We start from the raw sequence: 22,095 nt of genomic DNA, 5'->3' as shown, positions 1-22,095 counted from the left end.
TAACGGCAAGGGGCAGATCTTCGTGAAGGGCGAGGTCATCAAGACCGTGCCGGAGTCGAAGATCGTGGAGACCCTCATCGAGGAAGCCATGAAGATCGCTGAACGCATGGCGGCCGAGGGAGCGGTGCCCGGCGCCCCCGACGTCACCGTCGGCTGAACGAACCCCCGACGGCTCCGTCGGCTGAAACAAAGAGGAGGGGGACCCAGCATGTCGATGCTCGAATACATCAGGGAACCGCAGGACCTCAAGGAGGTACCCGCGGACCGCCTCGACGAACTGGCCGGGGAGATCCGCCAGTTCCTCATCGAGGCGGTCGCCCGCACCGGCGGCCACCTCGGACCCAACCTGGGGGTGGTCGAGCTGACCATCGCCCTGCACCGGGTCTTCGACTCGCCCGCCGACCGCATCCTGTGGGACACCGGGCACCAGTCGTACGTCCACAAGCTGCTGACCGGCCGCCAGGACTTCTCCAAGCTGCGCGGCAAGGGCGGGCTGTCCGGCTACCCCTCGCGCGAGGAATCCGTCCACGACGTCATCGAGAACTCCCACGCCTCCACCGTGCTCGGCTGGGCCGACGGCCTCGCCAAGGCCAACCAGGTACTGGGCAGGCGCGACCACGTCGTCGCGGTCACCGGGGACGGCGCGCTCACCGGCGGCATGGCCTGGGAGGCGCTCAACAACATCGCGGCGGCCGACGACCGGCCCCTGATCATCGTCGTCAACGACAACGAACGTTCCTACGCGCCCACCATCGGGGGCCTCGCCGACCACCTCGCCACGCTCCGCACCACCGACGGCTACGAACGCTTCCTCTCCTGGGGCAAGGACGTGCTGCTCCGCACGCCGGTCGTCGGCAAGCCGCTGTACGAGTCGCTGCACGGCGCGAAGAAGGGCTTCAAGGACGCCTTCGCGCCCCAGTGCATGTTCGAGGACCTGGGCCTGAAGTACGTCGGCCCGATCGACGGCCACGACATCGCGGCCGTGGAGTCCGCACTGCGCCGTGCAGCGCGCTTCCACGGCCCCGTCCTGGTGCACTGCCTCACGCAGAAGGGCCGCGGCTACCGGCCGGCCCTGGAGGACGAGGCCGACCGCTTTCACACGGTCGGCGTGATGGACCCGTTCACCTGCGAGCCGGTGACCCCGCCGAGCGCGCCGTCCTGGACCTCCGTCTTCGGCGACGAGATGGTCCGCATCGGGGCCGTGCGGCCGGACGTGGTGGCGGTCACCGCGGCCATGCTGCAACCCGTCGGCCTGGGCAAGTTCGCCGAGGCCTACCCGGACCGGATCTGGGACGTGGGCATCGCCGAGCAGCACGCCGCGGTCTCCGCCGCCGGCCTGGCCACCGGCGGCCTGCACCCGGTCTTCGCGGTCTACGCCACCTTCCTCAACCGGGCCTTCGACCAGGTCCTCATGGACGTCGCGCTGCACAGGTGCGGGGTCACCTTCGTCCTGGACCGGGCCGGCGTCACCGGCACCGACGGGCCGAGCCACAACGGCATGTGGGACATGTCCGTCCTCCAGGTCGTGCCGGGCCTGCGGATCGCCGCGCCGCGCGACGCCGACCAGCTCCGCGCCGAGCTGCGCGAAGCCGTCGACGTGGCCGACGCGCCGACCGTCGTGCGCTTCCCCAAGGAGTCCGTCGGCGACCCGATCCCCGCGCTGGAACGCATCGGGGGAGTGGACGTCCTCGCCCGCGGCGACCGCGAGGACGTGCTGCTCGTCGCGGTCGGCGTGATGGCGCCGGTCTGCCTGCAGGCGGCCGAACTGCTCGCGGCGCGGGGCATCGGCACCACCGTCATCGACCCCCGCTGGGTCAAGCCCGTCGACCCGGAGATCCCGCGGCTGGCGGCGCGGCACGCCGCGGTGGCCGTGGTGGAGGACAGCAGCCGCACCGGCGGCGTCGGCGCCGCGGTCGGCCAGGCGCTGCGCGATGCCGACGTGGACCTGCCGCTGCGCACCTTCGGCATCCCCGAGCAGTTCCTCGCGCATGCCAAGCGGGGCGAGGTGCTGGCCGACATCGGGCTGACCCCGGCGGAGATCGCGGGCCGCATCGCGGAGAGCCTGCCCCGTACGGACGACCGCGCGGCCGTCGCGGCCGTCAAGGAGACCAACGACGCATGAGCGGATTCGACCTGACCAAGCTGCTCGCCGAGCGCGGCGACGAACGCTACGACCTGCACGCCAAGTACCTCAACCACCAGCTCCCGCGGATGCTGCACACCATCGGCTTCGACCGGGTCTACGAGCGGGCCGAGGGCGCGTACTTCTGGGACGACGCGGGCCAGGACCACCTCGACATGCTCGCGGGCTTCGGCGTGATGGGCCTCGGCCGGCACCACCCCGTCATCCGGCAGGCGCTGCACGACGTACTGGACGCCGGGCTCGCCGACCTCACCCGCTTCGACTGCCCGCCGCTGCCCGGACTCCTCGCCGAGAAGCTGCTCCGGTACGCGCCGCACCTGGACCGGGTCTTCTTCGGCAACAGCGGCACCGAGGCCGTGGAGACGGCCCTGAAGTTCGCCCGGTACGCCACCGGCAAGCCGCGCGTCCTGTACTGCACGCACGCCTTCCACGGCCTCACCACGGGCTCCCTCTCGGTCAACGGCGAGGCCGGCTTCCGCGACGGCTTCGCGCCGCTGCTGCCGGACACCGCGATCGAGCTGGGCGACCTGGCCGCGCTGGAGCGGGAGCTGAAGCGCGGCGACGTGGCGGCCTTCGTGGTGGAGCCGATCCAGGGCAAGGGCGTGCACCCCGCCCCGCCCGGCTTCCTGCGCGCGGCTCAGGACCTGCTGCACAAGCACAAGGCGCTGCTGATCGCCGACGAGGTGCAGACCGGCCTCGGCCGCACCGGCGACTTCTTCGCGTACCAGCACGAGCCCGGCGTCGAACCGGACCTGGTGTGCGTGGCCAAGGCGCTGTCCGGCGGCTATGTGCCGGTCGGCGCCACGCTCGGCAAGGAGTCGGTCTTCAGGAAGGTCTACTCCTCGATGGACCGGGTGCTGGTGCACTCCGCCAGCTTCGGCGCCAACGCCCAGGCGATGGCCGCGGGGCTGGCCGTCCTCACGGTCATGGAGGACGAGGGGATCGTCGCCGGGGTGCGGTCCACGGGCGAGCTGCTGCGCGCCCGGCTGACCGAGCTGATCCCCGAGTACGAGCTGCTGCACGACGTCCGGGGCCGCGGGCTGATGATCGGCATCGAGTTCGGCCGCCCCAAGTCGCTGAAGCTGCGGAGTCGCTGGACGATGCTGCAAGCGGCACGCAAGGGGCTCTTCGCGCAGATGGTCGTGGTGCCGCTGCTGCAGAAGCACCGCATCCTCACCCAGGTCTCCGGCGACCACCTCGAAGTCATTAAGCTGATCCCGCCGTTGATCATCGGCGAGCCGGAGGTGGAGCGGTTCGTCGCGGCGTTCACGGCCGTCATGGACGACGCGCACACCGGCGGCGGACTGATGTGGGACTTCGGGCGGACGCTGGTGAAGCAGGCGGTCGCCCACAGATGAGCTGACGACGGGGGCGGACGGTGGCTGCACCGGCGACGGTACGGGCCGTGAACACGATGACGGCGCGCTGGGTACGGGCCGCGGCCGGGGCCGGCGGCGCGGAGCGCTCCACGGTCCTCACCGCGGCCGGCGTCTGGCCGCTGCTGGCCCTGCTCGCGGGTCCGGCGCACGGCCCGGCCCGCGCGGAACTGTCCGCAGCGCTCGGCGTGCCCGCCGAATCCGCCGCCGCTGCGGGCCGGGAGCTGCTCGCCGCGCTGGACGACGCACCCGGCGTCCACGCCGCGGTCGGCCTGTGGACCCGCCGCACGCTGAAGCTGCGCCCGGAGTGGCGCGACGGGCTGCCCCTGGACACCCACGGCGAGCTGACCGGGGACGTCGAGGCGGACCTGGCGGAGCTGAACGCCTGGGCGGCGCGGCGTACCGGCGGCACGATCGAGAAGATGCCGGCGGCCGTCGACCGGGACACGCTCTTCGTGCTGGCCTCGGCGCTGGTGGCCGACACGGCCTGGGAGCTGCCCTTCACCGACACCGTGCTCGGCCCGGCAGCCGGACCCTGGCGCGGCCGCCGCCTGCCCGGCCTGGTCCGCTCCGGCCCCCTGGCCGACCTCCTCGCGGTGCACGCCACGCCGTACGGCCCGCTGACCCGGCTGCGCGTCGAGGGCGACAACGGGCTCGACGTGCACCTGCTCCTCGGCACCGAGGACCGGCCCGCGGGCGAGGTGCTGGAGACCGGGATCGCGGCTCTGAGCGGGGCGTACGCCACCACGTACGGAGCCGCGCTGCCCGAGAGCGCCGCGGTCGCGCCGGGCGTCGCCGTCACCACCGTCCCGAGCTACAGCCCGGCGCCGACCCTCGTGGTCCGCTCCGTCCCGTTCACCGTCGAGGCCGAGCAGGATTTGCGTGACCATGCGGAGCTGTTCGGCCTGCGGAGCGCGCTGGACACCGCGTACGGCCACTTCCCGGGCATCAGCGCGGAGCCGCTGGCCGTCTCGGCGGCGAAGCAGTCCGCCACCGCGGCCTTCGGGCCGCTCGGCTTCCGAGCCGCGGCGGTGACGGTGCTGCCCATGGCGGCCGGTGCCGCGCCGGCCACGCCGCCGTACCGCGCCCGCCGGGCCGAGGCCACCTTCGATCGCCCCTTCGGCTTCCTGGCCGTGCAGCGGACCACGGGCCTGGTCCTCGCCGCGGGCTGGGTGGCCGACCCCGGCACCCGCTGAGGAGCCGGCCCGCCCAGGGGCGCCGCGCTCGCCGCGTTCGGGGTCAGTCCTCCAGCAGCTGCGCCCGCAGCCGGCCGCGGGTCTCCGGCGTGAGCTTCAGGCCCTCGGTGAGGTACGCCTCGGTGGAGCCCCAGGTGGACTCGATGGTGTCGAAGGCGGCGTGCAGGTACTCGGCGCGGGCGTCGAAGAGCGGCGCCAGCAGCGCCATGACCTCCTCGGACATGCCGGCCGTCGAGCGGTCGGAGCGGCGCACCTTGTACCGCCGGCGCGGGTCGTTGGACTCCAGGTAGTCCGCCTCGATGGCCTCCCGGTCCACGCCCACGGCGAGCAGCGTGACGGCGATGGACAGGCCCGCGCGGTCCTTGCCGGCCGCGCAGTGCATGAGGGCCGGCACGCTCTCCTCGGCGAGGGAGTGCAGCACCCGGCTGTGGTCGGCGGTGCGGGTCGAGATGATGTGCCGGTACGTACGGGCCATCCGGCCGGCCGCCTGGCCGTCGCCCAGCACCGCGCGCAGCTGGTCCAGCTCGCCGTCGCGCACCATCGCCCAGAACTCCGCGCCGTCGGCCGGGTCGGTGAGCGGGATGTTGACGTTGCGTACGCCGGGGAGCGTGACGTCGGGGCCCTCCAGCTTGATGTCGGCGGCGTTGCGGAAGTCGAAGATGGTGTGCAGGCCGAGGGTGCCGAGGAAGGTGGCGTCCGCCTCTGTGGCGTGCGCCAGGTGCCCACTGCGGAAGAGCCGCCCCTGCCGCACCCGCCGCCCGTCGACCGTCGGAAGCCCGCCGACGTCGCGGAAATTGCGCACCTCCACGAGCAGGGGCTCGGTCGACTGGACCTGCGGCTGCTGCTGCGTCGTCACGGGCGCGCTCCTTTGACGTCGGCCGTCGACGCTGCTCGTCGACGAGCGGGCTGGTTCGACCATACGGCACTGGTGCAATAGGCAACTAGCTCGCTCGGCCACTGTTTCCGACCGTATGACGTCGCAGTCCCGCTGCTTTGGAACTCGTCGACGCCCACCCCGATCGCTCGGCGCCCGAGTCCGGCCGTGACGGACGGGCTCTCTTATTCCGACTTGGGCAGAATTTGACTGAGTGGCGATCATCACCTGCCGTCAACCCCTGGTTACGGTGGCGTAGGTCACTCCCTAAGGTGAATTATGTCCTGACGTGGCAGAGGATTCGAAGAAGATAAGCAGCAGCGAAGGTGGCTCGTTCGGGTCGTACGCAGCCGTCGGCGACAGCTTCACCGAGGGCGTCGGCGACCCCGGTCCGGACGGCGCGTTCATCGGCTGGGCCGACCGGCTCGCGGTCCTGCTCTCCGACCGCCGCCCGGAGCACGACTTCCGGTACGCCAACCTCGCCGTGCGGGGCCGCCTCCTGGACCAGATCGTCGCCGAGCAGGTGCCGCGCGCCAAGGAGCTGGGTCCCGACCTGGTGACCTTCTGCGCGGGCGGCAACGACATCCTCCGGCCCGGCTCCGACCCGGACGCCGTCGCCGAGCGCTACGCCGCGGCCGTCGCCGACCTCAAGGAGTCCGTCGGCACGGTGCTGCTCTGCACCGGCTTCGACACCCGCGGCATCCCCGTGCTCAAGCACCTGCGCGGCAAGATCGCCACGTACACCGCCCACGTGCGGGCCATCGCCGACCGCTACGACTGCCCGGTCCTGGACCTGTGGTCGCTGCGGTCCGTGCAGGACCGGCGGGCCTGGAGCGACGACCGGCTGCACCTCTCGCCCGACGGGCACACCCGGGTGGCGCTCCGCGCTGCCCAGGTCCTCGGCCTGGACGTGCCGGCCGACCCGGACCAGCCCTGGCCGCCGGAGGCCCGTACCGCCGCCGACGCCCGCCGCGAGACGATCCACTGGGCGCGCGAGCACCTTGTGCCGTGGATCGGGCGACGGCTGCGCGGCGAGTCCTCGGGCGACCACGTCACGGCCAAGCGGCCGGAGCTGGCGCTGCTGGAGGCCGACGCGGCCGTGCTCGCCCAGGTGGCCGTCCCGCATCGCCCGGACGCCGGTCCGGCCCAGACGCTGCTGCCCTAGCTCCGGGACGCCGCTGCCCGGTCTCCGGCACGCGCGGGCGTCACCGGCCCCGGTACGCGCGGATCGTCAGTACGCGAGATCGGCCCAGACGACCCGGCCCCGGCCGGTGTCGGCGGGGCGTTCGCCCCAGTCCTCGGACAGGGCGCCGACCAGCAGCAGGCCGCGCCCGCACTCCCGGTCGGTGCTGCGGGGTTGCGCCCGCGGCCGGGAATCGCTGTGCCCCTGGTCGGTGACCGCCACGCGCAGCCGTGCGCCGTCGAGGGTGAGCTCGCAGTGGACCTGTTCGCTGTCGGTGTGCCGTACGGCGTTGGTGAACAGCTCCGAGACCACCAACTCGGCGTCGTCGCGCACCTGCTCGACAGCGCCCCATTCCCGCAGCGCGGCGGTGACTCTTCGGCGGGCCTCCGGAACGGAGGTGCGCAGCGCCGGCAATTGGAAGGCGTCGCTGAGGAGTTCGACGGCGACGCCGCCGCATCCCCTTAACGTGGCCGCGTTGTGGGAGGAAGGCACTCCGCAACTATGTGCGATGTTGGACAACCTTGGCAAGGATCATTCTGCAAATTGCAGAATCGACATCGCAGTCTGTTCGCACTTCTGATGGCATGACACACTGCTGACCACGCAACTCGGTTGGAGGAGATCACAAGTGGTGGACGCACGGTCGGGCGGTGCCCCGACCGTCCTGCGGGTCGTCCTCGGCAAGAGGCTGCAGGACCTTCGCGAGAAGGCCGGACTCACCTTCGAACAGGCCGCCGACGCCCTCGACGTCACGCATGCGACCGTGCGCCGCATGGAGAAGGCCGAGGTGGGCCTCAAGATCCCCTACGTGGAGAAGCTGCTCACCACCTACGGCGTCACCGACGCCGAGGAGAGCGAGACCTTCATCGCCCTCGCCCGGGAGGCCAACCGCCCCGGCTGGTGGCACCGCTTCCGGGACGTCCTGCCGGACTGGTTCAGCGCGTACGTCAGCCTGGAGAGCGCCGCCAACCTCATCCGCGCCTACCAGCCGCACTACATCCCCGGCCTCCTGCAGACCGAGGGCTACGCGCGCGCCGTGCTGCGCGCCGGCATGCCGCACGCCTCCGTCGAGGAGATCGACCGCTCCGTCGACCTGCGCTTGGAACGGCAGTCGCTGCTCCGCCGCGACAACGCGCCGACGCTCTGGACGGTCCTGGATGAAACGGTCCTGCGCCGCCCGGTCGGCGGCCCCGAGGTCATGCGCGAGCAACTCGACCGGCTGATCGAGGCCACCGAGATGCCCAACGTCCGGCTGCAGGTCATCCCGTTCGCCGCCGGCCCGCACCCCGCCATGTACGGGCCGTTCCACATCTTCCGGTTCCCCATCCCGGAGCTGCCCGACATCGCGTACGCGGAGAGCCTGGTCGGCGCCGTGTACTTCGACCAGCGCGGCGATGTCTCCCAGTTCCTGGAGGCGCTGGACCGGATGTGCGCCCAGGCCGCACCCGCACACCGCACCGCAGCCCTCTTGAGTGGCTTTCGCAAGGAGATCTGAACCATGGATCGCATACGCATCTACAACGGCATGCCCGCCAGCGAACTGGGCAATGAGGGCTGGCACAAGCCGTGGAGCGGCGGCAACGGCGGCGAGTGCGTCGAGGCGATGAGACTGCAGGACGGCCGGGTGGCGCTGCGCCAGTCCACCGACCCCAACGGCCCGGCACTGATCTACACCCACGGCGAGATCGAGAGTTTCATCCGCGGCGCGAAGGCCGGCGAGGCCGACTTCCTGTTCGCGCCCTGTGGATGCGGAGAGATGAGGACGGCGTGAGCGACATCGTTTTCCCGGCGCACGGTGACCCCGCGGCGGACCGCGGCTTCACCGTGGAGGAGATCGACACCAGCCGGCCGCACCCGGCCCGGATGTACGACTACTACCTCGGCGGCTGGGACAACTACGAGGTCGACCGCGAGGCGGCCGACCGGGTGATCCGCGTGCACCCGCAGATCCGCGACAGCGCCCGCGCCAACCGCGCCTTCATGCAGCGCGCCGTCCGGGACGCGGCCGACAGCGGCATCGAGCAGTTCCTCGACCTCGGCACGGGCATCCCCACCTCGCCCAACACCCACGAGGTCGCCCGCGAGAGCGCCCCGGACGCCCGGGTCGTCTACGCGGACAACGACCCGATCGTCGCCACCCACGCGGGCGCCCGGCTCACCTCGGCGCCCGGCACCGGCTTCGTCCTCGGTGACGTCCGCGACCCGGCGAAGCTGCTGGCCGACCCGGTGGTCCACGCGCTCATCGACTTCGACCGGCCGGTGGCCGTCCTGCTCGTCGCCGTACTGCACTTCGTGCGCGACGACGAGGACCCGGCCGGGGTGGTCACGACCCTCGCGGACGCCCTGCCCGCCGGCAGCAGGCTGATCCTCTCCCACGCCACGGGCGAGCCGTACGAGGCCTACGAGCAGGGCCGTACGGACGAGGCGGCGCGGGACGACGTGCTGAACGTCTACAAGAACGCCACCGCCACCCTCAACCTCCGCGGCAAGGCGGCGGTCGAGCGGCTCTTCGGCCCGTTCCGGCTCCAGGAGCCCGGCGTCGTCCGGGTCCCGCTGTGGCGCCCGGACGGTCCCGTGCCCACCGCCGAGGAGATCAACAACACCATCTTCTACGGCGGTGTGGGCATCAAGGAGTGAAGCTCACGGGGTGAGCGAGGGGGTCCGCAGCTCCACGGCGGGCTCCTCCTCTTCCGCCGCGGCCGCCTGCAGCTCCTCCGCCGTGATGAGCGCCGTGTGCGTGCCCTCCGACGTACAGGCGTGCGCGCCCGCCAGCGTCCCCCACCGGGCGCACTCCTCCAGGTCCCGGCCGGCCAGCCGGCCGTGCAGGAAGCCGCACACGAACGCGTCACCCGCGCCGTTGCTGTCCACCACCGGCGCCGCCGGCACCGCGGCGGGCACGTGCCGCGGGGTGGAGTCGTCCGGCGTGAGGAGGTACGCGCCGCCCGCGCCCGCCGTCGCGATCACCGCCTCGGCCCGGCCCTCCCGCAGGATCTCCCGCATCACCGCGGCGATCCGCTCTCCGGCGCCCGCCGCGCTCAGGAACACCAGGTCCGAGCGGAGCGCGAACTCCCGGTGGTGGTCGGCCAGCCCGTCCCAGTCGTGCAGGTCGGTGGAGACCGGGACGCCCAGCTCCCGGATGTCGTCGAAGAGGAACCGCGCGAAGTGCATGATCGACAGATGCACGTGCCGGGTCCTGCGCAGGTACGGGAGGTAGTGCTCGGCCGGCATCCGCAGGTCGAGCGGGTCCCGGCCGTCGTAGAACGACGTGCGGCGGCCGTCCGGGGAGACGAGGTTCACCGCGCGGCGCGTCCCGTGCGGCGAGATCATCGGATCGAAGTCGACGCCGGTGCCCCGCAGCCGCTCCTTGACCAGCTCACCCTCGTGGTCCGCGCCGATGAAGTCCACGAACGCGGTGGACAGTCCGAGCGCCGCACAGCCCAGCGCGACGCCCGTACCCGTATGCCCGGCCCACTCCCGGATCGGCGGTACGGCGAAGGAGTCGCCCTGCGGCACCGGCAGCGCGCCGACCCGGACGATCGTGTCCACACCCGATCCACCGACGACCAGCACGTCGTACGGCTGGCTCGGCCGGGTGTCCTGCTGGATTCCCTGCTGGAATGTCACAAGTGTCCTTGAATCCCTGGCTGGTGAAACCGATAACGGCCCATCGGGGGCCGCTCCGGGGAGTGTAAACGCCACACTCCCCGGACAACGCCAAGTCACTACCCCGTCACTCGCTGAGACGTGCCCCGCGCCCCCGCCACCACCGTTTTCCGGACAACCCCCGCCCCGCACCCGCCCCACCCGGCCCGTCCCGCGGCCCGGGCCCCGGCGTGCCGCTCAGCTCGCGCCGCACCCCGCCGCAGCGCGCCGGCCACCGCCCCACTTGGCCGATACCCGATGCCTCGCGGAGCAGGGGGAAGATGGACGCATGGAGGGCGAAGCGGACGGACTGTTCCCGCGCGAGGCGTTCCCGCGCGAGCGGACCGAGGTGGCACCCGGCGCGGTGCACGTACCGGACTGGCTGGACGCGGCGGAGCAGCGGGAACTGCTGGCCGCCTGCCGCGACTGGGCGAGACCGCCGGCCGGGCTGCGCACCGTGCGGACCCCGGGCGGCGGCGTGATGTCCGTCCGGCAGGTCTGCCTGGGGTGGCACTGGAGCGCGGTGCCCCGGTGCCCGGACTGCGGCCGGGCGGTCCGCCACAATCCCGACTGCCCCGGCCACTCCTACCCGTACGCCTACACCCGTACCGTCGTGGACGGCGACGGCGCACCCGTGAAGCCCTTCCCCGACCGTCTCCGGGCCCTCGCGGACCGGGCGCTGCGCGCGGCGTACGGCGGGGGAGCCGCCGCGGCACCGTACGCGCCCGGCGCGCCGTACGACATCGCGCTGGTCAACTTCTACGACGACACCGCCCGGATGGGCATGCACCAGGACATCGACGAGCGCACCGACGCGCCCGTCGTCTCCGTCAGCCTCGGTGACACCTGCGTCTTCCGCTTCGGCAACACCGAAACCAGGAACCGGCCCTGGACCGACGTGGAGCTGCGCAGCGGCGACCTCTTCGTGTTCGGCGGCCCCGCCCGGTGGGCGTACCACGGCGTGCCCCGCACCGCGCCCGGCACCGCGCCCGCCGCGCTCGGCCTGCGCGGCCGGCTGAACCTCACCCTCCGCGCCGGCGCCCTGGACCGCCCCGCCCGTAGCTGAAAACCGGATGCGTGCCGGCCGCACCGGACGGCACGCTGGACCATGGACTGGACGACGACGCACGACCTCGACACGTTCCTGACCGCGGCGGGCGACTTCCTGCGGGCCCGCCCCGCCGAGCACACCCAGCTGCTGGGTGTCACCGCCACGCTGGCGGCGTCGGGCCCGGCGGCCTACGGCGACCGGCCACCGCGGTACGGCTGGTGGCCCGGCCCGGACGGTCGCACGGCGGCCGCCTTCGTGTGGACCCCGTCGCGCCCGCCGCTGCTCTCCGCGATGCCGGGCCGGGCGGCCGCCGCCCTCCTGGACGTGCTCGCCGCGGGCCCGGAGCCGGTCGGCGGGGCCAACGGCACACGGGCCGCAGCCGACGCCTTCACCGCCGCCTGGGAGCGCCGCACAGGCCGTACGGCGCGGCTCCGTACGCACCTCACGCTCTACCGCCTGGGCGAGCCCGCCCCGCCCGACCCGGCGCCCCGCGGCCGCGCCCGCCCCGCCACCGCGGCCGACCGGGACCTTGTGATGGACTGGTGGGGAGAGTTCGCCCGGGAGAGCGGCGGCGAGCCGTCCGGCCACGCCGGCGTCGTCGCCGACCGGCTGTCCTACGGCGGACTCACGCTCTGGGAGGCCGACGGCCGCCCGGCGGCCTTCGCGAGCCGCACCCGCACCGTCGCCGGCATGGTCCGGGTCGGCCCCGTCTACACCCCGCCCGAGCTGCGCCGCAACGGCTACGCGGCAGGCGCCAGCGCCGCCGTGTCCCGCGCCGCGCTCGCGGCCGGCGCCGGCCAGGTGCTCCTCTTCGCCGACGCCGCCAACCGCACCAGCACCGCCCTGTACGAGCGGCTCGGCTACCGCCCGGTCGGCGACCACCGCCGGTACGACTTCCCGCCGGCCCCCTGTGGAACCGGCGACCCATCCCGCCCGTTGTCGTCATGAGTTCTCCGGCGATCCAGGGGTACTCATCACCCGTCCGGCGGTACGCGGAATGCCCGGGCCGGTCGCGCGGTTGCCCGAGGGGGGTGAGGGTGTTGTGTCCGGGCGGTGCGGCACCGCGGTCGTCGTGGGCCGCCGGCCCACAGCTCCGCCGACCGTCCCGAACCTGGAGGTGTCGTGACCGCTCCCCGCTCTTGGCGCATGAGTACCGGCTCGTGGCGCACCGCCGCTTTCGGCGCCGTGCCCACTGGAGAGCGGCTGGCCAGGATCCGCCGCTCCCCGCAGTTCGTGGACGGACAGTTCCGCAATCCCGTGGCCACCCGGCAGCTGCGCCAGGGCCAGGCCCTGCCGATGGTCCGTACGCAGCTCAACCGGGACGGCAGGCTGCGCAGGTCCCCGGTGGGCGAGGTGCCGGTGCACCGGCCCACCGCCGCCGAGCGGGGCCGGCCGCCCGCCTCCGGGCTGCGCATCACCTGGATGGGCCATTCCAGTGTGCTTGCGGAGATCGACGGCCAGCGGGTGCTGTTCGACCCCGTCTGGGGTGAGCGCTGCTCGCCGTTCAGCTGGATCGGGCCCCGGCGGCTGCACCCGGTGCCGCTGCCGCTGGCGGAGCTGCCGCCGGTCGACGCCGTCGTCATCTCGCACGACCACTACGACCACCTCGACATGCCGACGATCCAGGCGCTGATCGACTCCGGCACCGCCTTCGTGGTGCCGCTGGGCATCGGCGCCGACCTGGAGTTCTGGGGCGTACCGCCGGCGCGCATCACCGAGCTGGACTGGCACGAGTCGACCCGGGTGGGCGAGCTGACGCTGACCGCCACCCCGGCCCAGCACTTCTGCGGGCGCGGGCTGCGCGGCCCGCAGCACACGCTGTGGGCGTCCTGGGTGGTCGCCGGGCCCGAGCACCGGATCTACCACAGCGGCGACACCGGCTACTTCAGCGGCTTCGCCGAGATCGGGCAGGCACACGGCCCGTTCGACCTCACCATGATCCAGATCGGCGCGTACAGCGAGGAGTTCTGGCCCGACATCCACATGACGCCCGAGGAAGGCCTGCGCGCCCACCTCGACCTCGGCGGCGGCCACCCCGCCGGCGTCCTGCTGCCCATCCACTGGGGCACCTTCAACCTCGCGCCGCACCCGTGGGCCGAGCCGGCGGAACGTACCGCGGCGGCGGCCATGGCGGCCGGCGCGAAGCTCGCCGCGCCGGTGCCCGGCAAGCCGTTCGAGCCCGCCGACGAATTCACCGTCGAGCCGTGGTGGCGGGCCGTGGCCGTACCGCCGGCCCACGGGTGGCCGTGCTGGCCGCCGAGGGGACCCGCGGCGATGGCGAGCGGGGCGGGCAGCGCGCCGGCCGCGGGGGAGTGACGGACGACGGACGGTGAGCGGGGCGGCGACCGGCAGGTCGCCGCCTCCGCCGTGTCCGGCACCGCCGGGAAGGAAAACCCGGGCTGCGAACGGCAGTTCGTCATCCCTCGCACTGCCGTACGAGGAACTGCCACTCAGGAAGGTGGCGTGGGGTAGCGAAACCTCGAAGTGCGTCCGGTCGGCCCCACCCCAACAACTAGCGTGCGTGCTCCGCGAACCGCCGACGGCCGATCCGGAGGGCGCCGATGCCTGCTGCATTTCCCCAGGGGACGGGGACCGACGTGCCCCAGGACACCTCCGACTCCCACGGGGCCCGGGGGACGGGGGGAATGGTTCCCGCACCGCTGCCCGGACGGCGGCGGGAGCGCGAAGGCGCCCGACACAGCCGCGTACCCCTCCGCGAGACGGCCGCCGACTCCGTCATACGCGTCCGCCTCGTCCGCCTCACGGCCGTGCCCTGCCTGCTCGTCGCCGCCACCTGCTCCGCCGTGACCGCCTTCGTCGCCCGGTCCGGCGGACAGCCGCTGAGCGGCGCCGCATGGACCGTCCTCGGCTGCGGCTTCGCCCTCGTGTGCGGCGTCACCGCCGTCGCCTGCGCCGCCGCCACCGCCGAGGCCCGCGCCACCGTCCAACGCTACGCACGCCTCCGCGAGGTGTGCGCCCGCAGCCAGTCCGACCTGTACGCCCTCGTCCACCGCGTACGCCAGGGGGAGTGGCTCCAACAGCGCGCCCCCGAACCCCTGCCCCGCCCCGCCGGCGACTCCCTGGACCTCCTTCTCCACGACGTCGCCGCGGCCGGCCGCGCCGCCGAGACCGCCGTCATCGACGCGGTGGCCATCGCGCGCGGCAACGCCAGCGGCAGCGAGCAGAAGGTCGAGGTCTTCGTGAACCTCGCCCGGCGCCTGCAGTCCCTGGTGCACCGCGAGATCGAGCTGCTCGACGAGCTGGAGAACCGGGTGGAGGACCCCGACCTGCTCAAGGGCCTCTTCCACGTGGACCACCTCGCCACCCGCATCCGCCGGCACGCCGAGAACCTCGCCGTCCTCGGCGGCGCCATCTCCCGCCGCCAGTGGAGCCGCCCGGTCACCATGACCGAGGTCATGCGGTCCTCCATCGCCGAGGTCGAGCAGTACCCGCGCGTCAAGCTCGTACCACCCATCGAGGGCACCCTGCGCGGCCACGCCGTGGCCGACGTCATCCACCTCCTCGCCGAGCTGGTCGAGAACGCCACCGTCTTCTCCGCGCCGCACACCCACATCCTGCTCCGCGCCCAACTGGTCACCGCGGGCCTCGCCGTCGAGGTCGAGGACCGCGGCCTGGGCATGGACCTGGACGAGCAGGACCGGATGAACGCGCTGCTCGCCGACCCCGACCACGTCGACGTCGCCGAACTCCTCAACGACGGCCGCATCGGCCTCTTCGTGGTCTCCTCGCTCGCCCGCCGGCACGGCATCGTCGTCCGCCTCCAGAGCAACATCTACGGCGGCGTCCAGGCCGTCCTCATCCTGCCGCAGGGCCTGCTGGGCGACGAGCCCGCCGAGGACGACCGGACCGCCACCGCCGCGTCGTGCGGACCGCGAACGGCCACACCGACCGCGACCCCGGCCTGCTGCCGCCCCCGCCGCCGCGCACCGACCCCCCCACCCCGCCTCCGCCGGCCCCGCAGCCCGTCACCGCCACCGCGCACCCCACCACAGCGCACCGCGGCACGGCCGGCGCCCCCGCGGAACCCACCGACCCGCGCCGGGACGCCGCACACGCCGATGCGCGCGACCCGGGCAGCGGCCGAGCCGCGGCGGCGGACGCTCCCACCGCCGCCGCGGCCCCGGAACCCGGCCCCGTCGTCCTGCCCCCGCCCCCGCCCGTGTCCACCGGCGACCGGCCCAGCCTGCCCCGCCGTCGCAAGCAGGAACACCTCGTTCCCGAACTGCGCGACCCCACCCCGCCCGGCGGCACCCGTACGCCCGGCCGTCCCGAACCCGAGCACGACCCCGGCCTGATGGCCGCCTTCCGGCGCGGCATCAGCCTCGCCGACGACACCTACGACGCGGCCGCTGCCCAGCGCACCGACCGCGACCCCGCCCCCACGTACGGCAGCAGCCCCCCGTACGACCAGACCGGCAACGGAACGGCCGTGAGCCGCCCACGAGGAGACGACCACAACCATGGTGAGTGACGTTCACGTACAGCCCCAGCGGCACGGCGGCCGGCCCACGACGGACCTGTCCTGGCTGCTGACCGGACTCGTCCAGCGCGTACCCCACGCCAGAAGCGCCCTGCTGCTCTCCTCCGACGGCCTGGTCAAGGCCGCACACGGCTTCGAGCCGGACAGCGCCGACCACATGGCCGCGCTCGCCTCCGGCCTCTACAGCCTCGCCCGCAGCGCAGGCGTCCGCTTCGGCGACGGCGACGACGTCCTCCAGGTCGTCGTCGAGCTGGAATCCGCCCTGCTCTTCGTGTCCACCGCGGGATCCGGCGCCAACCTCGCCGTCCTCGCCGACCGCGAGGCCGACGTCGCCGTGCTCGGCTACGAAATGGGCATGCTCGTCAAGAGCGTACGGCCCTACCTCGCCACGCCCGCGCGCCACCAGGCACGGGCGGGCGGGCGCTGAGCATGGCGGTACGTCGCCGGCGACGGCAGGGGTCGGAGCCGCTGTGGCTCGACGACGAGGCCGGCCGGCTGGTCCGTCCGTACACCGTCAGCAACGGACGGACCCGCCCGACCGCCCACTTCGACCTGCTGACGATGGTGATGGCCACCGGGAAACGGCCGGTGACGTGTCAGGGCCCGGACCACATGCAGGTCCTTGGCCTGTGCGGCGGCCCGGTCTCCGTGGCCGAGGTCGCCGCACACATACGCCTGCCGGCGGTGGTCACCAAGGTGCTCCTCGCGGATCTCGTCGACTGCGGAGCCCTCACCGCCCGGGCCCCCGTGCAGGATCCGCACGGCCCGTCGCCCCATACCGACCGAGCTCTCCTGGAGGCGGTGCTGCATGGACTCCGACAGCGTCTTTGAAGCGACCGGTACTTTCGAACCGTACGCCCCGGACACCACGCCCGCGGGCGACCCCTTCCCCGCCGCCCTGAAGATCCTGGTCGCGGGCGGCTTCGGGGTCGGCAAGACCACCTTCGTCGGCGCCGTCAGCGAGATCGAACCGCTGTGCACGGAAGAACTCCTCACCCAGGTCAGCATCGGCACCGATTGCCTGGACGGTGTCGAGGACAAGACCACCACCACCGTCGCGATGGACTTCGGGCGCATCACCGTCAGCACCGACCATGTGCTGTACCTCTTCGGGACGCCCGGCCAGGAACGTTTCTGGTTCATGTGGGACGAGCTGTCGGCCGGCGCACTCGGCGCCGTCGTCCTCGCCGACACCCGACGCCTCGAACACTGCTTCTCCGCCGTCGACTTCTTCGAGCGCCGCGGCATCGAATTCATCGTCGCGGTCAACCAGTTCGACGGCTCCTTCCACTACGAACCGGACGAGGTACGCGCCGCCATAGACCTCTCACCCCGCACCCCGGTGGTGCTGTGCGACGCCCGGCACTGCAGTTCCGCGACCAACGTCCTGGTCGCCCTCGTCCAGCACCTACTGACCCCCGCCCTCGCCTCGGAGCTGCCATGAACCGCCCCGCCCCCCACCTGTCCGCCGCCACCTACGACCCCACCCGCCACCTGCTGCTGACACCGGACGACGACGAGGCGCCGGCCCGCGTCGCCCGGCTGCGCACACTCGGCATCGGCGAGGAACCGCTGCCCGCCTTCGACGACTTCGCGCGCAACCTCGCCCGGACCACCCGGGCGCCGTACGCCATGGTCAACTTCATCGACGAGCACCGGCAGTACTTCGCGGGCCTCTACACCCCCGCCGAGGAACAGGCCCCCGTCGAGCTGGGCCCCGCGCCCGCCAGCGCCCAACCGGGCCGGGTGATGGCCCGCGACCACGGCTACTGCCCGCACGTCATCGTCCGCCGCAAGGCGCTGGTCCTGGAGGACGTCTGCGACTACCCGCGGTTCGCCGGCAACCCGGTCGTCGACGAGATCGGCATCCGCTCCTACCTCGGCGCGCCGCTGATCGACCGTACGGGCATGGCGCTCGGCACGGTCTGCGTCGTGGACCTCGAACCGCGCCCGTGGGGCCGCGAGGGCCTGGAGACCATCAAGTCGATGGCGGCCCGGCTGGTCGACCAGATCCATCTGATGGAGCAGGAGCGCACGGAGGGGCTGTGAGCCCACCAGCCGCGCGCTACGGAGGAACGGCCCGGTGGGGCCCCGCTGCCGGACAGCGGGGCCCCACCGGGCCGTTGTGAGTGCGGCTCTCCCGCGGTGAGCCGCCGTCGTCGGATCGCTTCTCCGGTCAGCAGCCCACTCCCGCGTAGGCCTGCTGAGGGTACTGCTGGGGGACGAGCTCCGTCGTGCGCACCCGGTCCGCGAGCCGGCTGGACCACTCGCCGCGCACCGAGCCCAGCGCCAGCTCGCCCAGGCGCAGCAGCTGGACGTCGGAGGTGCCGGCGGGCGCGTAGATGTGGTGGGCGTCCCGCAGATAGCGCTCCACCGGTCGGTCGGTGAACAGCCCGCACGCGGCGTGGATCTCCATCGCGTCGCGTGCCGACTCGATCGCCGACTCGACGTTCACGAGCTTGGCGTTCATCAGCTCCGCGTCACAGCTCTCGCCCTGGTCCAGCAGGTGCACCGCGTGGTAGGCCGCGAGCCGGGCCGTCAGCAGCCTGGACTGGATGCGACCCAGCTTGAGTTGGATGTTGGGCAGCGCGTGCAGCGGCTTGCCGTAGCGCTGGCGTTCCGTGCAGAACCGCGCGGTCTCCTCCAGGACCGCCTGATGGATGCCGAGCGAGACGGCGGTGAGGTTCGGGCGGCCGTACAGCACGCTGGAGGAGTACGCGACGGCCAGTCCGTCCCCCTCCTGACCCAGCAGATTGGCCGCGGGGACACGGCAGTTGTCGAAGAGCAGCTCGCCGAAGCTGAAGCCGTGCAGGCCCATCGTGGCGGCCTCGGGGCCGACCCGGAAGCCGGGGCGGTCGTGTTCCACCAGGAAGGCCGACAGGCCGTGCGAGCCCTCGCCGGTACGCACGACCACGCCGTGCAGATCGCCAACGTGGCTGTTGCCGACGTAGACCTTGCGGCCGTTGAGGATGTAGTCGTCGCCCTCCCGTACCGCGCTGCTGGTCATGCCGAGGACGTGGCCGCCGGAGTGCGGTTCGGTGACCGCGATGGTCGGGAGGCACTCGCCCGCGGCGATGGCCGGCAGCCAGGTCTTCTTCTGCTCCTCGCTGCCGAAATGGATGATCTTCGCGACGCCGAGCTGGGACGCCTGCACCATCGCGCCCATGGCGGCGCTGACCCGGGAGAGCTCCTCGATTATCACCGTCTTGGCCAGGTGCCCGGCCCCCATACCGCCGTATCCGCGTGCCACGGTCGCGCCGATCCACCCCTGGCGGGCGATCCGGCGCGACAGGGCGTGGCAAACGGTACGACCTGCCTCCATCTCGGCTATGTGGGGGCGGACTTCGCGCTCGGCGAAGTCGCGCACCCGATGCCGGAGTGCCTCATGCCGCTGGTCCGTGAAGTAGCGAGGCAAGACGAGCCCTCCTCCGTGATGCGTCCGCGCTAATGGAATTCGTTCATCCGGTATGTGACATTCCTTCGATTGAATCCGGACAGTTGGTCTGTGGTTACCCCGAGTGCAACACCCGTTGGCATACCTGGCGCAGGGCGCATAAAACCTCTATTGATCGCATTTATGCAAAGACGTGGGAGTGCGCGTTGATCCTTCACCACCCCGTGGGGCTCTCACATGCGGAAATGCAGAACTGAGGTAGAAGTGATCAGAGTTGCTCGCTACGTGGGTACGCGTGACCGAATTTCGACGGGGTCACATCACCGGAGGAGTGCGTAGCGCACGCACGTCAAGCACCCCACCCCGACGCACCGGAGCAGCGCCAGACGGCGCGGGGCACGGCCTGCCGGTGCCGTAGCACGCACACGCCCGCCCCGCGCCACCCGACGCCTCCCCCTCGTAGGCCCGGCGGCCGAGGCCGCAGGGCTCGCAGCAGGAACCAAGGTCGACACGGCGCCGCGTCACCTCTTGGCGTGCCCCGCCCCCGGGCGGGAAAGTGGCCGGGTTCCCGGACGAGAGGGTGGTCTGGCTCGCCCGTGCCGCCCGCGTCAACAGTGAAAGGACGACGCCATGAAGCAGGACTTCCACGAGGCGCCCGACGGCACCCGAGTGGCCACCTACACCTGGCTCCCCGAGGCGGGGCACCCGCGCGCCCTCGTACAGATCGCGCACGGCGCCGCCGAACACGCCCGCCGCTACGACCGCTTCGCCCGCTTCCTGACCGCGCACGGCTACGGAGTCCTCGCCTCCGACCACCGCGGACACGGCGCCACCGCCGCGTCCACCGGTGGCCGCGGCGTCGTCGGCGAGGACGCCTGGCGCCGCACCGTCGACGACCTCAAGGCCATCGGCGACACGGCGCGTGGCCTGCACCCGGGCGTGCCCCTGGTGCTGCTCGGCCACAGCATGGGCTCGATGCTCGCCCGCGACTACGCGCAGGAGTACGCCGACGGGCTGGCCGGGCTGATCCTCTCGGGCACCTTCCGCACCCTGCCCGGCGCCGAGATCGAGGGGGCGATCGCCGCACTGGAGGCCGAGGCGGCGCGTCAGGGCCGCACCGCGCTCTCGGACTTCATCCCGCGCCTCTTCGGCTCGTTCAACGATCCGTACCCGCACCGCACCGGCTTCGAGTGGCTCTCCCGTGACGCGGCCGAGGTGGACACGTACGTCGCCGACGAGGACTGCGGCTTCCCCTTCTGTACGGGGCTCGCGCTGGACTGGGTACGCGCCGTCCGCAAGGTCAACGACCCGGCGAACCTCGCCCGCACGCCCCGCGACCTGCCCGTGCACCTGGCCGTCGGCGACCAGGACCCCTGCAACCAGCGGATGACCCTGGTCTACGAACTCCTGGAGGACTTCCGCTACCTCGGCACCGAGGACCTGACCTGGACGGCGTACTCCGACGCCCGCCACGAGATCCTCAACGAGACCAACCGCGACGAGGTCCAGCAGGACCTGCTGAGCTGGCTGGACAAGCGAATTGTCAGTGGCGGCCGCTAGTGTGCCGTATCAGGCAACGTTCGCCCTGTAATTCGCGGCGCGGGCGGGACCGCGCCGCTAAAGTCACCGGCATGGCTGAGACTCAGCGCCGCCCGGTACCCCGCAATGACGGTAGTGAACTGGATACCGCGATGGCTTTCCTGTCGTTCTCCAGGCAGTGCGTGGTGAAGAAGACCGACGGTCTGACGGAGGAGCAGCTACGCCGGGGCTTGGTGGAGTCGGGGACCACACTGCTGGGCCTGGTCCATCATCTGACTCTGGCGGAGCGGTTCTGGTTCGGGTATCACGTGGCCGGTCGGGAGTCGGACAATCCCGGTGATGTCGACATGCAGGTGCCGACCGGTCATAGCGCCAGGCAGGTGCTGGCCGATTACGACGCGGCGATCGCAGCCAGCGACGCCGCGATTCGTTCCGTCGGCGACCTGGGAGAGTCTGTCGCGATCCCGGTCGAGGACACGTTCCTCTCGGTGCGGTGGGTCGTTGCTCACATGACCAGCGAGACCGCCCGGCATGCTGGCCATGCCGATATCTTGCGGGAACAGATCGACGGGACGACCGGGCGCTAGTGCCGCATCACAGAATCCTCGTCCCGTTGTGATGTGACACGACGGTGGACGTTTGCCCGTGTGGTTCGGTGCCGCCAAGCTGTCCGGGCGGCAGACCGAGTATGCGTCCGTGAGATCGATGACGACGAAGGCAGACGGTTGCTGCGGATTGTCCGCAGGGGCAGTGGGTCGGTGGTGACCTGGCGACGGGCACAGATGGTGTTGCTCTCCGCCCAGTATGCCGGTGGTGAGGATCGCCGATGGGCCACGGCGAACGACGTCGAGTTCGCCTACACACCGACCAACAGCTCCTGGCCCAACCGCATCGAAGCCCAGTTCACCGCCCTGCGCTACTTCACCCTCGACGGCACTGACCACGCCAGCCACAAGGAACAGGGCAGCAAGATCCGCCGCTACATCATCTGGCGGAACAAGCATGCCGACGACCAGCGGCTACGAGCCGTGGTCGACAGGGCGAACGTAGCCTGATGCGGCACTAGCTCGGCATGAGTGTGACGGCGGTGGGGGAGGGGCAACGTCACTTCTCGGGGAGAGGGAGGGGCCCTGCCCACAGCCGGGCACCCGACCCGACCCCTCAGGCCCCCACCCCCTCACCCCACCCCCAAGAAC

21 protein-coding genes and 3 pseudogenes are annotated in these 22,095 nt (G+C 72.3%); 20 read left to right on the top strand and 4 right to left on the bottom strand.

Translation table 11 applies throughout. From position 1 onward, the window contains the following. The 4 genes and pseudogenes from IF20_RS36470 to IF20_RS36455 all read left to right on the top strand — a co-directional run. Positions 1 to 157 (top strand): annotated as a pseudogene (locus IF20_RS36470) (flavodoxin-dependent (E)-4-hydroxy-3-methylbut-2-enyl-diphosphate synthase); the annotation flags it as partial. A gap of 51 nt (positions 158 to 208) precedes the next feature. After that, a complete protein-coding gene (gene dxs, locus IF20_RS36465) occupies positions 209 to 2,122 on the top strand; it encodes a 1-deoxy-D-xylulose-5-phosphate synthase (protein ID WP_052869739.1) in 1,914 nt (637 codons plus the stop codon). Next, positions 2,119 to 3,501 (top strand): aspartate aminotransferase family protein, encoded by a 1,383-nt coding sequence (locus IF20_RS36460; protein ID WP_052869738.1) that lies wholly within the window; start codon positions 2,119 to 2,121, stop codon positions 3,499 to 3,501. The genes dxs and IF20_RS36460 overlap by 4 nt, the downstream gene beginning before the upstream one ends. Before the next feature lie 56 nt (positions 3,502 to 3,557). Beyond that, entirely contained in the window at positions 3,558 to 4,715 is a 1,158-nt protein-coding gene (locus tag IF20_RS36455) for a serpin family protein (RefSeq protein ID WP_052869741.1), read from the top strand. Positions 4,716 to 4,758: 43 nt separating this feature from the next. Here the strand turns inward: IF20_RS36455 and IF20_RS36450 are convergent, their stop codons facing one another. Beyond that, entirely contained in the window at positions 4,759 to 5,571 is an 813-nt protein-coding gene (locus IF20_RS36450; protein ID WP_052869737.1) for a tyrosine-protein phosphatase, read from the bottom strand. 307 nt (positions 5,572 to 5,878) lie between these two features. Between IF20_RS36450 and IF20_RS36445 the strand changes: the two are divergent. Continuing rightward, a pseudogene (locus tag IF20_RS36445) lies at positions 5,879 to 6,664 on the top strand (SGNH/GDSL hydrolase family protein); the annotation flags it as partial. Positions 6,665 to 6,820: 156 nt separating this feature from the next. Here IF20_RS36445 and IF20_RS36440 read toward each other — a convergent pair. Next, positions 6,821 to 7,264, bottom strand: coding sequence for an ATP-binding protein (locus tag IF20_RS36440; protein ID WP_234427000.1), 444 nt, complete (start codon positions 7,262 to 7,264; stop codon positions 6,821 to 6,823). 136 nt (positions 7,265 to 7,400) lie between these two features. Here IF20_RS36440 and IF20_RS36435 point away from each other — a divergent pair, with 136 nt between their 5' ends. The 3 genes from IF20_RS36435 to IF20_RS36425 are packed head-to-tail and all read left to right on the top strand — an operon-like array spanning position 7,401 to position 9,409. Beyond that, entirely contained in the window at positions 7,401 to 8,267 is an 867-nt protein-coding gene (locus tag IF20_RS36435; RefSeq protein ID WP_052869735.1) for a helix-turn-helix domain-containing protein, read from the top strand. A gap of 3 nt (positions 8,268 to 8,270) precedes the next feature. Then, the gene (locus tag IF20_RS36430) at positions 8,271 to 8,543 is read left to right on the top strand and encodes a DUF397 domain-containing protein (protein WP_052869734.1); all 273 of its coding nucleotides are present in this window, start codon (positions 8,271 to 8,273) and stop codon (positions 8,541 to 8,543) included. Then, positions 8,519 to 9,409, top strand: coding sequence for an SAM-dependent methyltransferase (locus tag IF20_RS36425; RefSeq protein WP_052869733.1), 891 nt, complete (start codon positions 8,519 to 8,521; stop codon positions 9,407 to 9,409). Before IF20_RS36430 ends, IF20_RS36425 begins: the two co-directional genes overlap by 25 nt. A 3-nt stretch (positions 9,410 to 9,412) precedes the next feature. On the opposite strand, the gene IF20_RS36420 is transcribed toward IF20_RS36425, so the two are convergent. Further along, a complete protein-coding gene (locus IF20_RS36420; protein WP_052869740.1) occupies positions 9,413 to 10,339 on the bottom strand; it encodes a carbohydrate kinase family protein in 927 nt (308 codons plus the stop codon). Positions 10,340 to 10,703: 364 nt separating this feature from the next. On the opposite strand from IF20_RS36420, the gene IF20_RS36415 reads away from it, so the two are divergent. The 9 genes from IF20_RS36415 to IF20_RS36380 all read left to right on the top strand — a co-directional run bounded on the left by IF20_RS36415 (position 10,704) and on the right by IF20_RS36380 (position 18,015). Further along, the gene (locus IF20_RS36415; RefSeq protein WP_052869732.1) at positions 10,704 to 11,480 is read left to right on the top strand and encodes an alpha-ketoglutarate-dependent dioxygenase AlkB family protein; all 777 of its coding nucleotides are present in this window, start codon (positions 10,704 to 10,706) and stop codon (positions 11,478 to 11,480) included. Between the two features lie 42 nt (positions 11,481 to 11,522). Further along, a complete protein-coding gene (locus IF20_RS36410) occupies positions 11,523 to 12,413 on the top strand; it encodes a GNAT family N-acetyltransferase (RefSeq protein WP_052869731.1) in 891 nt (296 codons plus the stop codon). A gap of 198 nt (positions 12,414 to 12,611) precedes the next feature. Beyond that, complete coding sequence (locus IF20_RS36405; RefSeq protein ID WP_052869730.1) at positions 12,612 to 13,781, top strand: MBL fold metallo-hydrolase; 1,170 nt, start codon at positions 12,612 to 12,614, stop codon at positions 13,779 to 13,781. A 329-nt stretch (positions 13,782 to 14,110) separates the two neighbouring features. Further along, on the top strand, positions 14,111 to 15,781 hold the full coding sequence (locus tag IF20_RS40640; RefSeq protein ID WP_267881160.1) for a sensor histidine kinase: 1,671 nt from the start codon (positions 14,111 to 14,113) through the stop codon (positions 15,779 to 15,781). Then, a complete protein-coding gene (locus IF20_RS40360) occupies positions 15,781 to 15,957 on the top strand; it encodes a hypothetical protein (RefSeq protein ID WP_234426999.1) in 177 nt (58 codons plus the stop codon). Before IF20_RS40640 ends, IF20_RS40360 begins: the two co-directional genes overlap by 1 nt. After that, on the top strand, positions 15,947 to 16,393 hold the full coding sequence (locus IF20_RS36395; protein WP_052869729.1) for a roadblock/LC7 domain-containing protein: 447 nt from the start codon (positions 15,947 to 15,949) through the stop codon (positions 16,391 to 16,393). The genes IF20_RS40360 and IF20_RS36395 overlap by 11 nt, the downstream gene beginning before the upstream one ends. Before the next feature lie 2 nt (positions 16,394 to 16,395). Further along, positions 16,396 to 16,797, top strand: coding sequence for a DUF742 domain-containing protein (locus IF20_RS36390; protein WP_052869728.1), 402 nt, complete (start codon positions 16,396 to 16,398; stop codon positions 16,795 to 16,797). Further along, the gene (locus tag IF20_RS36385; protein ID WP_052869727.1) at positions 16,775 to 17,410 is read left to right on the top strand and encodes a GTP-binding protein; all 636 of its coding nucleotides are present in this window, start codon (positions 16,775 to 16,777) and stop codon (positions 17,408 to 17,410) included. The genes IF20_RS36390 and IF20_RS36385 overlap by 23 nt, the downstream gene beginning before the upstream one ends. Continuing rightward, positions 17,407 to 18,015, top strand: coding sequence for a GAF domain-containing protein (locus IF20_RS36380; RefSeq protein WP_052869726.1), 609 nt, complete (start codon positions 17,407 to 17,409; stop codon positions 18,013 to 18,015). Before IF20_RS36385 ends, IF20_RS36380 begins: the two co-directional genes overlap by 4 nt. A 127-nt stretch (positions 18,016 to 18,142) precedes the next feature. Here the strand turns inward: IF20_RS36380 and IF20_RS36375 are convergent, their stop codons facing one another. Beyond that, positions 18,143 to 19,381 carry an acyl-CoA dehydrogenase family protein gene (locus IF20_RS36375; protein ID WP_052869725.1) on the bottom strand — a complete coding sequence of 413 codons (1,239 nt, stop codon included), beginning with the start codon at positions 19,379 to 19,381 and terminating at the stop codon, positions 18,143 to 18,145. A gap of 609 nt (positions 19,382 to 19,990) precedes the next feature. On the opposite strand from IF20_RS36375, the gene IF20_RS36370 reads away from it, so the two are divergent. From IF20_RS36370 to IF20_RS39655, 3 genes and pseudogenes are all read left to right on the top strand, one after another. After that, a complete protein-coding gene (locus tag IF20_RS36370) occupies positions 19,991 to 20,920 on the top strand; it encodes an alpha/beta fold hydrolase (RefSeq protein ID WP_052869724.1) in 930 nt (309 codons plus the stop codon). A gap of 71 nt (positions 20,921 to 20,991) precedes the next feature. Then, complete coding sequence (locus tag IF20_RS36365; RefSeq protein WP_052869723.1) at positions 20,992 to 21,486, top strand: DinB family protein; 495 nt, start codon at positions 20,992 to 20,994, stop codon at positions 21,484 to 21,486. A 240-nt stretch (positions 21,487 to 21,726) separates the two neighbouring features. Next, positions 21,727 to 21,954 (top strand): annotated as a pseudogene (locus IF20_RS39655) (IS630 family transposase); the annotation flags it as partial. Positions 21,955 to 22,095: the final 141 nt, after the last annotated feature.

It is taken from the genome of Streptomyces niger (genome assembly GCF_000718305.1).
Classification (GTDB): Bacteria; Actinomycetota; Actinomycetes; order Streptomycetales; family Streptomycetaceae; genus Streptomyces; species Streptomyces niger.
The sequence above is the reverse complement of the archived record's forward strand: the minus strand, read 5'-3'. Positions and strand labels throughout refer to the sequence as shown.

Excerpts from the sequence above, each read along its gene's own strand:
- IF20_RS36415 (WP_052869732.1), top strand. The coding sequence starts at position 10,704 with ATGGAGGGCGAAGCGGACGGACTGTTCCCGCGCGAGGCGTTCCCGCGC.
- IF20_RS36430 (WP_052869734.1), top strand. The coding sequence starts at position 8,271 with ATGGATCGCATACGCATCTACAACGGCATGCCCGCCAGCGAACTGGGC.
- IF20_RS36395 (WP_052869729.1), top strand. The coding sequence starts at position 15,947 with ATGGTGAGTGACGTTCACGTACAGCCCCAGCGGCACGGCGGCCGGCCC.
- IF20_RS36460 (WP_052869738.1), top strand. The coding sequence starts at position 2,119 with ATGAGCGGATTCGACCTGACCAAGCTGCTCGCCGAGCGCGGCGACGAA.
- dxs (WP_052869739.1), top strand. The coding sequence starts at position 209 with ATGTCGATGCTCGAATACATCAGGGAACCGCAGGACCTCAAGGAGGTA.
- IF20_RS36380 (WP_052869726.1), top strand. The coding sequence starts at position 17,407 with ATGAACCGCCCCGCCCCCCACCTGTCCGCCGCCACCTACGACCCCACC.
- IF20_RS40360 (WP_234426999.1), top strand. The coding sequence starts at position 15,781 with ATGGCCGCCTTCCGGCGCGGCATCAGCCTCGCCGACGACACCTACGAC.
- IF20_RS36370 (WP_052869724.1), top strand. The coding sequence starts at position 19,991 with ATGAAGCAGGACTTCCACGAGGCGCCCGACGGCACCCGAGTGGCCACC.
- IF20_RS36390 (WP_052869728.1), top strand. The coding sequence starts at position 16,396 with ATGGCGGTACGTCGCCGGCGACGGCAGGGGTCGGAGCCGCTGTGGCTC.
- IF20_RS36405 (WP_052869730.1), top strand. The coding sequence starts at position 12,612 with ATGAGTACCGGCTCGTGGCGCACCGCCGCTTTCGGCGCCGTGCCCACT.
- IF20_RS36365 (WP_052869723.1), top strand. The coding sequence starts at position 20,992 with ATGGCTGAGACTCAGCGCCGCCCGGTACCCCGCAATGACGGTAGTGAA.
- IF20_RS36410 (WP_052869731.1), top strand. The coding sequence starts at position 11,523 with ATGGACTGGACGACGACGCACGACCTCGACACGTTCCTGACCGCGGCG.
- IF20_RS36385 (WP_052869727.1), top strand. The coding sequence starts at position 16,775 with ATGGACTCCGACAGCGTCTTTGAAGCGACCGGTACTTTCGAACCGTAC.
- IF20_RS36455 (WP_052869741.1), top strand. The coding sequence starts at position 3,558 with ATGACGGCGCGCTGGGTACGGGCCGCGGCCGGGGCCGGCGGCGCGGAG.
- IF20_RS36425 (WP_052869733.1), top strand. The coding sequence starts at position 8,519 with ATGCGGAGAGATGAGGACGGCGTGAGCGACATCGTTTTCCCGGCGCAC.
- IF20_RS40640 (WP_267881160.1), top strand. The coding sequence starts at position 14,111 with ATGGTTCCCGCACCGCTGCCCGGACGGCGGCGGGAGCGCGAAGGCGCC.